A 10,001-nucleotide genomic window follows, 5' to 3' on the forward strand; every position below is an offset into this window, starting at 1 on the left:
CATCCCTCAGGGTTGCAACAGCACCAGCGCCGCGGCAATTTCAGACAGACAGGCCACTTCCAGACTCGGCCGCTGCTGCCCTGCAGGCCAGGCAGCGCCTTCAGGATTGAACCACAGGCTGAACAGCCCCGCCGCATTGGCACCGGCCACATCATAATGCGGGTGGTCACCGACATAGACCATACGCCGGGGTTCCGAGCCGCAGGCCTGCACCAGTGCACTGAAAGCTGCAGCCTCGGGCTTGGCGGCACCGACCATATCGGCGTTGAGTACCACTTCAAAATAGCGACCAATACCGATCTGCTGCAGATCGGCATTGCCGTTACTGAACACACCCAGACGGTAGCCCGCCTGCTGCAGGGTCGTCAGCATGCTTTCCACCGGCGCAAACAGCGCCACTTCATTACGGGCAATACGAAAGGCCTCGAACGCCGCCTGACTCCAGGCTGCCGCCTGCTCGCCCTGATGACCCAGCGCCGCCATCAGCTCATCCAGCACCGTCTGGCGCAAGGCGGTTACACTGTGCGCCGTGGCCGGGAAGCGCTCACTCACCCCGTCTCTCAGTCGAGGCCAGTCGGCCACTGAATAACGCTCGGCAGCGCCCGGCACATGGCTGGCCAGCCAGTCAAACATGCGGCTGTTGGCACGATCAATGACCGGCTCGACCGCCCACAGCGTGTCGTCAAGATCGAAGCAGATCCAATCAAGATGAGGATTTTTTACGGGCACGGGGATGGGCTTGATCATAGACATGGGCAAGGTGCTGGAAATCCAGATGAGTGTAGATTTGAGTGGTACGAATATCGGCATGGCCCAACAGCTCCTGCACCGCGCGCAGATCACCACTGGACTCCAGAATATGGCTGGCAAAGGAGTGCCGCAGCTGATGTGGGTGCATATGCTGACCCAGTCCCTGCTGCTTGGCCCAGCGGCTGAGACGTTGCTGTACGGCACGGGGGCCCAGTCGATTGCCCTGCTGACTGAGAAACAGGGCGGCTTCACCGCGCCCCTTGAGCAGGGACGGCCGCAGGCTCAGATAACGGCGCAGGGCGTCAATGGCTTTGCGTCCAACCGGCACCAGACGGCTCTTACCGCCCTTACCTTCGCGCACCAGTACCAGCTGCTGTGCAAAATCGACGTCAGCGCAATCCAGATCGACCAGCTCAGCCAGACGAAGGCCCGAGGAGTACAGCATCTCCATCATCGCCAGATCGCGGCATTCGAGCGGATCAGTACTACTGACGTCCAGCAGCTGCTGCAGGTCATCGACACTGAGCACGTCGGGTAGCGGCTTATCGGCTTTGGGTGCCTGCACGCCATCACAGGGGTTACGCTGCATCAGCTGCTGTGTTTGCAGGTAGCGATAGAACGCTCGCAGGGAAGACAGTTTGCGTTGCAGTGTGCGGCTACTTTGCTGCTTCTGTCGCAGCGAGGCGAGGAAGCGACGCAGATGGGCGGCGTCCAATGTCTGCCAGTCCAGCTGCTGCTGTTGCAGCCATTGCTGGCAGTCGTGCAGATCCCGCTGATAGGCATCGAGGGTATGGTCAGAGTAGTGGCGCTCCTTCTGCAGATACTGCAAAAAGGCATCAGGCCAGACTGTCATGGGCGTATTACCGGCGGCTGACATGCGGGTTCAGCGCAACGCGGATGATCACTCGGCATTAACCGCGACAGGCGGCACGGCATCGAGCAGACGTGGCAGGGTCAGAGTCAGCACTTCACCGACGTAATCCAGAAACAGCGTCCCCAGACTGGAGTGAAACAGCTGGCGGTCGTAGCTGCCCATGGCCAGCACACCGACGGTAACATTGCTGACCATCAGTGGCACCAGTGCCACGGAGCCGATACGGTGACAGTCGTGGATGAACAGGTAGTACTTTTCCTCATCGCTCAGTTCACCACAGACGGCCCAGCGCGAATCCACCAGACTGCCGATGATGCTCATGGCTTCATTGCGTTCCACCCGGCGCACGCCCGCCGCTATCCAGGCATCCTCATCGTCGATGATCAGCAGCTCACAGCGGTCAGCGCGCAGCTCGAAGCAGAGATGGCGGTCGAGCACCCGCGCCAGCTCTTCCAGACTGGCAGACTGCAGCACACCCAGTACCAGACGGCGGGTCTTTTCAAAGATCAGGTCATTTTCCCGGGCGGTGTCGATCATTTCGTCCAACCGGTGAGACAGCGCACCATTACGTTCACGCAGCAGGTGCAGTTGCCGTTCCACCAGAGAAATTGCGGGGCCACAGGCGTGGGGAATGCGCAACTCTTCCAGCACCGCCGGGTGGTCGACGAAAAATTCGGGATGTTCCCGCAAGTAGTCGGCCACCTGTTCGGCGGTGGGGGTCTCAGGAAGAAGGCTGGTCTGCACCTTTCTGCTCATATATGGATCTGCCCTTCAAACACAGTGGTCGCCGGGCCTGTCATCCACACCGGACTGCCCTCACCTGCCCACTGGATAGTCAGGGTGCCGCCCGGCAGATGAACACTGACCTGCTCATCCAGCAGCCCACGCAGCCGCCCTGCTACCACTGCAGCACAGGCGCCGGAGCCACAGGCGATGGTTTCACCCACACCTCGTTCAAATACCCGCAAGCGCACTTCTTTGCGGGACAAAATCTGCATAAAACCGATATTGGCTTTGGCCGGGAAGCGTTCATGGCGTTCCAGCACAGGTCCCAGTGTCAGCACCGGTGCGGTATCGACGTTGTCGACGACCAGCACGCCGTGAGGATTGCCCATGGAAACGGCGGAAATGTCATACATGCTGCTGCCAGCGGCAATGCTGTAGGTCGCAGCGCGCAGATCAGCAACAAAGGGAATGTCGGCAGGCTCAAGGAAGGGAGCCCCCATGTTCACCCGCACCTGATGATCATCAGTATGAAACAGGTGAATGATGCCTTTAGCGGTTTCCACCGCAATTTCACGTTTACCGGTCAGGCGCTTTTCCCGCACGAAACGGGCGAAACAACGGGCACCGTTACCGCACTGCTCCACCTCGGAGCCATCAGCGTTGAAAATACGGTAACGGAAGTCCATTTCGGGATTACTGGGTGGCTCAACCACCAGCAGCTGGTCAAAGCCAATGCCAAAGTGTCGGTCGGCCAGCTCACGCACTTTTTCAGTGCTCAGGGACAGGCGCTGGGTAACGAGATCCAGCACCATAAAATCATTGCCCAGGCCATGCATCTTGGTAAAACGTATCAACACTTGTCTTTAATCCTGCCCAGGGCTTGTCCAGTCTGGCTGGCTGCGGTTTACCTTGCCAGAACTGTTCCACATTCGATGAGTTCCACCCCGCTTTACACAGCAGAGCGATACCTTGACTGTTCTTTGTAATCCAGATTGTTCTTTATAACCCACTCCCACAGCACCGCCAAGCTGATGCTGGAGGTTGCCACAGGCTCGCTCAGACGAGCATCACTGGCTGGTCTGCGCCGAAGACTGCTGAGGCAAATACAGCGGCCCCTTGTTACCACATCCGGCCAGCAGGCTGGTGGTGAGAATCAGCAGAGCAAACACTATGCGCATTGACCGGTTTCCTTTCTGACCAGGCAACGCCTGCCTGGGTACGGTGACATCAAGAGAGGCGCCCAGCAGGGCTTGCCACAGAGAATCACTGGCGTGCGTCACAGCTCTTGAAAAAAGCCGTTGGACCAGCAAAACAATTGGGCGATTATAGCCCGTCGCCCCAGGCGATCCCACCCAAAATGTTTATTTGTTAATCAGGAGCAGCCGATGACCGAGAGCGAATTCCACCAGCAGGTTGATGACACGCTGGAGCAGGTGGAAACCATCCTTGATGATGCCGAAAGCGATCTCGACGTTAATCTCAACAATGGCATTCTGACCGTCATCTGTGAGAACGGCAGCCGCATTATTCTGACCCGGCAGACACCGGTCAAACAGCTGTGGCTGGCGACCAAGCAGGATGGCTATCACTTTGACTGGGACAGTGACGAAGGCTGCTGGCTGGAGAAAGCCAAGGGCGGCACCCTGGCAGAACGCCTGCAGGAAGCGCTGCATGCTCAGGCAGGTGAAACCCTGACGTTTGCTCTGTAGGCCACAGCCCGGCATACCCTCCCCTTCTCAATTACCCTGACGCTGCGCCAGCAACTCAGGGTACTTGCGCAAAGCCGCTCGCAGCTGGTGGTAAGTGAGCCCCAGAGCAGCGGCAGCCTGCCGCTGATGAAAGCCATGCGCAGTCAGCGCCTGTCCAATCAGCTGCTGCTCCTGTTGCTCCAGCAGCGCCCGCAGATCCATGGGATAACGCACCGGTACAGCCTCGTTGCCACTCTTCTGCTCGGCATCGACCGGCGAAGCGGTCTCATCGTTCGCCCCGGTAAACGGATAGGCTTGCCAGCTGACTGCAAAGGGATCAAGCACGATATGCTGAACAGGCATCGCTGGTTCTTCATGACGATAGACACTGCGCTCCACCACGTTTTTCAGCTCACGAATGTTGCCGGGCCAGTGGTAGTCCAGCAGCTCACGCATGGCGGCTGGCGAGAATCCGGCGAAGTATTCACGTTGCAGCTCCAGAGACATGCGCAGAGCAAAATGCTCTGCCAGCTCGGCAATGTCATCCTGCCGCACTCGCAGCGGTGGCAGGTTGATCACATCAAACGCCAGGCGATCCAGCAGATCACCGCGAAACGCTCCCGATGTGACCAGCTCAGGCAAACAGGCGTTGGTAGCGGCAACGACCCGCACATCAACCTGCAGGGTGCGGCTACCACCCAACCGTTCAAAGCGGCCGTACTCAATCACCCGCAACAGCTTTTCCTGCACCTGCAGTGAGGCCGTCGCCAGCTCGTCGAGGAACAGGGTGCCACCATCAGCACGCTCAAACAGCCCGGCACGACTGCGACTGGCGCCGGTAAAAGCACCGGCCTCGTGACCAAACAGCTCCGACTCCAGCAGATGCTCGCTCATCGCTGCACAGTTGACCTGCAGATAAGGTTGTTGCCAGCGCCCGGACAGATAGTGCAGGCGCTCGGCAATCAGCTCCTTGCCGGTACCGCGCTCACCAATAACCAGCACCGGCCGATTCAGCACCGCAACTTTCGACGTCTGTTGTAGCACCTGATGCAAGGCTTCCGAACTGCCAATGATGTTCTGCCTGGCCGACGCCATAGTTCCTCCCTGCGACACATTGTGAAATCTGGCTGTTTGAGCCAGTTACTGCAGTCAAAAAAGCCATAAAAAAGCGTATTTAGCCAAAAATATTAATCTGAGAACCTTTAACAGCGCAGCGATGCTGACAAAAACACTTCAAAAACAGCGAGTTAAAAACACTGGCACAGCTATCGCTATATACCGATGGTCACATCCCGCTTTCTGCCCTGATCAAAGGAGAACCACCATGGGAATTTTTTCACGCTTTGGCGACATCATTAATGCCAACCTGACCGCCCTGCTCGACCGTGCTGAAGACCCGGCCAAGATGATTCGCATGATGATTCAGGAAATGGAGGAAACTCTGGTGGAAGTACGCACCACCTCCGCCCGGGTCATCGCCGACCGCAAGGAACAGGAGCGCCGGGTAGCCCGTCTGCAGCAAGAAGCCAGCGACTGGGAAGCCAAGGCCCGGCTGGCGATCAGCAAAGGTCGTGAAGATCTGGCCCGCGCCGCTCTGGCCGAGCAGCAGGCGGTAGAAGACAGCCTCAAAGCCTGCAGCCGCGAACTCACCATCATTGAAGAACAGCTGCAGGTGCTGCACGAGGAAATCGGTCAGCTGCAACAGAAACTGGACGATGCCAAGGCCAAGCAGAAAGCCTTACTGGTACGCGAGCAAACCAGCCGCTCACGCATGGACATGCGCCGTAGTGGCAACCGTGAGAAGCTGGAAGAGGCATTCCGCAAGTTCGATGCCTATGAGCGCAAGATGGACAATCTGGAAGCGCAACTGGAGTCCGAGGATCTTGGCCGAGGCCGCAGCCTGCATGACGAATTTGCAGAGCTGGAGCGCAACGACAAGGTAGAAGAAGCCCTTGCCGCCCTGAAGGCACGGATGAGCGGTGACTCACGGAGCGATAGTTAATGAGCATGCTGGTGTTCTTTTTCGTGCCGGCGGTGATCTTTCTCACCGTCGTCGCTCCCATCTGGCTGATCCTGCATTACTGGACCCGTTCACGACAGAACAAGGGTCTGAGTGATGAGGAACGCCAGACGCTGGAAGATGCCCTGAGCGTGGCGGAACGACTGGAAAAACGTGTCGCCACGCTGGAAACCATTCTGGATGCGGAGCATCCGAACTGGCGCACCGCCCGTGAGGATGACTACCGTCGAGGAGGAAGCTGATGAACAGTGCCAATAAAGACAATGGTTACCTGCGTAACCTGTATCGCAGCTCCAGCCAGGGCTGGATCGCCGGCGTCTGTGCCGGGCTGGCAGAGAGTTACGGCCAGCCAGTGTGGCTGGCTCGTATAGTAATGCTGACCCTGTTTGTATTCAGCGGCAGCCTCGGTGTTCTGCTGTATCTGGCTGGCGTCATTCTGCTCAAACGTCGCCCGCTCAGCGCCCGGGAGGCCGAACCACGCCAGCCGAAGTTTGATTACGGGCAACCCCTGACCCAGCGTGCTCGCGCCCTGGCTGAGCGGATGCGAGAACTGGATCGCCGCCTGCAGCGGATGGAGCGCTATGTCACCTCCAACCGCTTTCGCTATGACAAAGAGTTTCGTGATCTGTGACGCTGTTGGCTGAACCTCAGGCGGAGGTCGCTTTGGCCACCGCCAGCCAGACCGCCACTGCGGTCAGGCCGACACCACAGACACTCAACAGGCTGAGATGCTCATTGAACAGCAACCAGCCCTCCAGCGTGGTCAGGGGTGGCACCAGATAGAAGTAACTGGCCACCTTGGCCGATTCTCCTTCACGAATCATCACCATCAACAGCAGGATCGCGGTCAGCGACAGGCCCAGCACCAGCCAGGCCATGGCCAGCAGCAGCTGGGTTGACCAGATCACCGTGGCGCTTTCCGTACTCCAGGTCATCAGCCCCATCATCAGCGCCGCCGCACAGTACTGCCAGAATGTCCCTGTCAGCAGTGGCACCTTCCCGCCGTGGCGCTTCTGATACAGGGTACCGGCGCAGATCCCCAGCAGCGCAGCCAATGCCCACAATATCCCCGCTGGCTGCACAGCTCCTGCAGCAGCCTGACGACCCAGCACCACCAGAATGACCCCCAGCAACCCGAGCCAGAAACCCAGCAACTGCATGGAGGTCAGACGCTCAGCTAGCCAGTAGCGTGCGATCACCGCCGTCAGCAATGGCTGCAACCCGACAATAATGGCTGTCATCCCGGCAGGCAGCCCGGTCTTGATGGCGGCAAAGACACCGCCCAGATACAAGCCATGCACAAGCGCTCCTACCAGCATCTGCTGACGGGCTTGCGCCCAGCTGGGCCAGGGCGTGCGCTGCCAACCAATCAGGATGGCAAACACCACCAGCGTCAGCAGCATGCGGATAAACAGAAAGTTGAACGGCTCAATATAGGGCAGACCGTATTTGGCACCGATAAAGCCGGTACTCCACAGCAGCACAAATGCCCAGGGTACCAGCGCCAACCACGGGCTGGTCGACGTCTTGGCAGGTGTCATGGCGATATCCTCTCTGGCAGCAGCCTCTTAGCAGGCGGACCACTATAAATTGCATGCAATCTGACAAACAACGGTAAGTCTTGCTCATGCTGCCAGACGGTCAAGGGAGGTTCAGCGACAAGACATGCACAGAAACAGATAAATCCACATCTTGACCGTGCAACTGTGCGACCTTGAACCATACTTAAACGACTGCCCACCTCAGTAACAACCGTTGCTGGAAGGGACAGGCAGCACTGAGAGCATTTCTGACCCGAAGGATGGCATTGACCGTGGGCAGGTCACGGGCAACAGGTCACCACTGGCGTCTCGTCTGAGTTTTGCAGTGGATCGACCGGCGCTTGCGGGGTTAGTACAGAGAGAAGAGTCATGCAACAAACGATTTCCGATTTGGGTCTGCTGCTTTCGCTTGATCGCTTTGCCGGGCAAGCGGATATCATTGATGCCGATGCCCGTCAGCAGCGCGATGGCAGCTGGCGTTTCGATGTCACTATCTACACCAACAAGCCCACTGCCCAGCATTATGCCGACCGATGGGAGGTTTTGACGGAAGAAGGTGAAGTGCTGGCCATCACCTACATGTCACTGAACGACCAAACCGAACAGCCCTGCAATCAGACCATGACAGGCGTCATGATTCCGGACAACGTCACGCTGGTCTATCTGCGTGCCCACGACAGTCATCTGGGTTATGCAGGTAACACCATCACCCTGCCTCTGCAGCGCCTCAACTGACAGACGACCGTGCACAACCCTGAGCCTCGCGGGCGAGCCACCTCACGCCGCCCGCTGACGCCGACCTCGCCGCCACCACAACACCACAGCGATCAGGCAAAGCACCGCCACCAGCGCCAAGGGCAGGGTGGCAGCAAAGCGGCTCCAGAACTCATGCAGCCCCATACCAACCCCGACCACCACCATGCTCCAGAAGACCGCCCCGACCAGATTGAAGAAGACAAATACCCAAAGCGGTAACGGCGTGGTCCCGAACAGCGCAGGCCCCAGCGCTCGCAGACCATAAAGAAAGCGGTTCACGATAATCAGCGGTGCATGGTAGCGACTGATCAGCCGTTGCATACGCTCCACACGTGGCTGCAGGCGCGGCCAGGCATAGATCAGCCGATCGCCGTAACGTCGCCCCAGCCAGAACCAGAACTGATCTCCGATAAAGCTGCAGATGACTGACAGCAGGATCACCTTGAGATAAAGCAGCTGCCCCTGACTAATGGCCAGACCGGCCAGCACCAGCACGGTTTCCCCTTCCAGCAGGGTGCCAATGGCAATTGCGAGATAGCCATAATGACCGACCCAGTACTCCCAACCATGCATGCGTGACCCGACCTCCTTTACCACTGAAGCAAAAAATCTGCACAACGAAAAAGCCCCGAACAGGACGGGGCACAAATCGTAAACCAACTCGAATTCGGAAAATGGGAGATATTCAGGACAAAAATCGGACAGGCCGACCTGAGGCGAACCTGCTGGCACAAGTCATGATGTCGTCTTCATCATGACCTATGCGCGTCGCTTTGATGCTGAGGAATGATTTCAGATGGCGGAGCCCGACTTCCCTCGAACGATCTGAGAGAAGAAAGCTCAGCAACACAGCAGCGTAGCGACTAACCCCAGCTGGCTGAAAACGATTTACAACAAGGTCATCAGCAACGCAGTGGATCAGGCTTCGATTGCTTCGCCGCTGCGGGCGTTGTAATACAGGGTGTGATCCTGCAGGTCTTTACCGTGAATCTGGATTTGCCAGACTTCAATGCCGCCTTTCTGCACCTTGACTGCCTTACGCAGCTTACCGGGGTATGCATCTAGTGCTGCACGCTGGATACTTTCGGGGGTAACACCACTGTCTGCTTCTGCAAGACCACCGCCAGAGAACAGTACAGCGGCAACGTAAGTGGCAATAGCGCGATGTTTCAACATTTAGTAGATCCTCCTCTACGGTCTGGAGAATCTCCCCGTCCCATGCCATAACTCTCGGACGGGGAGATGACCAGAGAGTCATCTCTACTATTGCATCTGCTGTGCCAACTCCTGAAAGCCTTGATTTTACTGGGCTTCGGCTTGATCAAGAGCAAAAAGCGAGCGGGAGATGGTGGATATCAACCACCACCTCGGCAAATCGGTGGTTGATATAAACCAGTTGGGTGATATTACCCACTGCCAATGCATAACAGGTTGTTGAAAATCTATCTGCGTTGCCGAATACCGCGTCAAAACAGGCTCACAGCCAAAGGCTGAACGTGCTTTAGCACGGTCCCGAAGGGGCGAGCGGAGCGAGTCAAATGCTCATTTAGTTCACTAAACTCCGCTTTTTCGCCTGTTTCTTGTGCCCTCGGGGTATTTCCTTGTCTCGGCTGCCTCGATAACGTTTTTCAACGACCTGATAAGCG

At 57.7% G+C, this 10,001-nt stretch carries 14 protein-coding genes; 5 read left to right on the top strand and 9 right to left on the bottom strand.

All coding sequences use genetic code 11. From position 1 onward, the window contains the following. Positions 1–6 precede the first annotated feature (6 nt). The 5 genes from WH50_RS20880 to lptM all read right to left on the bottom strand — a co-directional run bounded on the left by WH50_RS20880 (position 7) and on the right by lptM (position 3,528). Positions 7–753, bottom strand: coding sequence for an HAD family hydrolase (locus tag WH50_RS20880; RefSeq protein ID WP_165838502.1), 747 nt, complete (start codon positions 751–753; stop codon positions 7–9). Beyond that, positions 704–1,603 (bottom strand): tyrosine recombinase XerC, encoded by a 900-nt coding sequence (gene xerC, locus WH50_RS20885; RefSeq protein ID WP_104152638.1) that lies wholly within the window; start codon positions 1,601–1,603, stop codon positions 704–706. The genes WH50_RS20880 and xerC overlap by 50 nt, the downstream gene beginning before the upstream one ends. 48 nt (positions 1,604–1,651) lie before the next feature. Further along, the gene (locus WH50_RS20890) at positions 1,652–2,380 is read right to left on the bottom strand and encodes a DUF484 family protein (RefSeq protein WP_110189182.1); all 729 of its coding nucleotides are present in this window, start codon (positions 2,378–2,380) and stop codon (positions 1,652–1,654) included. After that, positions 2,377–3,207 carry a diaminopimelate epimerase gene (dapF, locus tag WH50_RS20895; RefSeq protein ID WP_133251387.1) on the bottom strand — a complete coding sequence of 277 codons (831 nt, stop codon included), beginning with the start codon at positions 3,205–3,207 and terminating at the stop codon, positions 2,377–2,379. The genes WH50_RS20890 and dapF overlap by 4 nt, the downstream gene beginning before the upstream one ends. Positions 3,208–3,417: 210 nt before the next feature. Beyond that, complete coding sequence (gene lptM, locus WH50_RS20900) at positions 3,418–3,528, bottom strand: LPS translocon maturation chaperone LptM (protein ID WP_104152624.1); 111 nt, start codon at positions 3,526–3,528, stop codon at positions 3,418–3,420. Positions 3,529–3,735: 207 nt separating this feature from the next. On the opposite strand from lptM, the gene cyaY reads away from it, so the two are divergent. Beyond that, complete coding sequence (gene cyaY, locus WH50_RS20905; RefSeq protein ID WP_110189183.1) at positions 3,736–4,059, top strand: iron donor protein CyaY; 324 nt, start codon at positions 3,736–3,738, stop codon at positions 4,057–4,059. A 27-nt stretch (positions 4,060–4,086) separates the two neighbouring features. On the opposite strand, the gene pspF is transcribed toward cyaY, so the two are convergent. Next, positions 4,087–5,133, bottom strand: a complete 1,047-nt coding sequence (gene pspF / locus WH50_RS20910) for a phage shock protein operon transcriptional activator (protein WP_110189184.1) — start codon at positions 5,131–5,133, stop codon at positions 4,087–4,089. 229 nt (positions 5,134–5,362) lie between these two features. Here pspF and pspA point away from each other — a divergent pair, with 229 nt between their 5' ends. From pspA to pspC, 3 genes are read left to right on the top strand one after another with little or no spacing between them, the layout of a single operon-like run. Beyond that, positions 5,363–6,040, top strand: a complete 678-nt coding sequence (gene pspA / locus WH50_RS20915) for a phage shock protein PspA (protein WP_110189185.1) — start codon at positions 5,363–5,365, stop codon at positions 6,038–6,040. Further along, positions 6,040–6,300: an envelope stress response membrane protein PspB gene (gene pspB, locus WH50_RS20920; protein ID WP_110189186.1), complete on the top strand. Its 261-nt coding sequence runs from the start codon at positions 6,040–6,042 to the stop codon at positions 6,298–6,300. Before pspA ends, pspB begins: the two co-directional genes overlap by 1 nt. Next, positions 6,300–6,689 carry an envelope stress response membrane protein PspC gene (gene pspC, locus WH50_RS20925; RefSeq protein ID WP_104152629.1) on the top strand — a complete coding sequence of 130 codons (390 nt, stop codon included), beginning with the start codon at positions 6,300–6,302 and terminating at the stop codon, positions 6,687–6,689. The genes pspB and pspC overlap by 1 nt, the downstream gene beginning before the upstream one ends. A gap of 16 nt (positions 6,690–6,705) precedes the next feature. On the opposite strand, the gene WH50_RS20930 is transcribed toward pspC, so the two are convergent. After that, positions 6,706–7,599, bottom strand: a complete 894-nt coding sequence (locus WH50_RS20930) for a DMT family transporter (protein ID WP_110189187.1) — start codon at positions 7,597–7,599, stop codon at positions 6,706–6,708. 369 nt (positions 7,600–7,968) lie between these two features. Between WH50_RS20930 and WH50_RS20935 the strand changes: the two genes are divergently transcribed. Next, positions 7,969–8,334 carry a hypothetical protein gene (locus tag WH50_RS20935; RefSeq protein ID WP_110189188.1) on the top strand — a complete coding sequence of 122 codons (366 nt, stop codon included), beginning with the start codon at positions 7,969–7,971 and terminating at the stop codon, positions 8,332–8,334. A 42-nt stretch (positions 8,335–8,376) separates the two neighbouring features. On the opposite strand, the gene WH50_RS20940 is transcribed toward WH50_RS20935, so the two are convergent. After that, positions 8,377–8,928: a DedA family protein gene (locus tag WH50_RS20940; RefSeq protein WP_110189189.1), complete on the bottom strand. Its 552-nt coding sequence runs from the start codon at positions 8,926–8,928 to the stop codon at positions 8,377–8,379. A 345-nt stretch (positions 8,929–9,273) separates the two neighbouring features. Beyond that, a complete protein-coding gene (locus tag WH50_RS20945; protein ID WP_110189190.1) occupies positions 9,274–9,531 on the bottom strand; it encodes a PepSY domain-containing protein in 258 nt (85 codons plus the stop codon). Positions 9,532–10,001 lie beyond the last annotated feature (470 nt).

The sequence above is a fragment of the Pokkaliibacter plantistimulans genome (assembly GCF_003194385.1).
Taxonomy (GTDB): Bacteria; Pseudomonadota; Gammaproteobacteria; order Pseudomonadales; family Balneatricaceae; genus Pokkaliibacter; species Pokkaliibacter plantistimulans.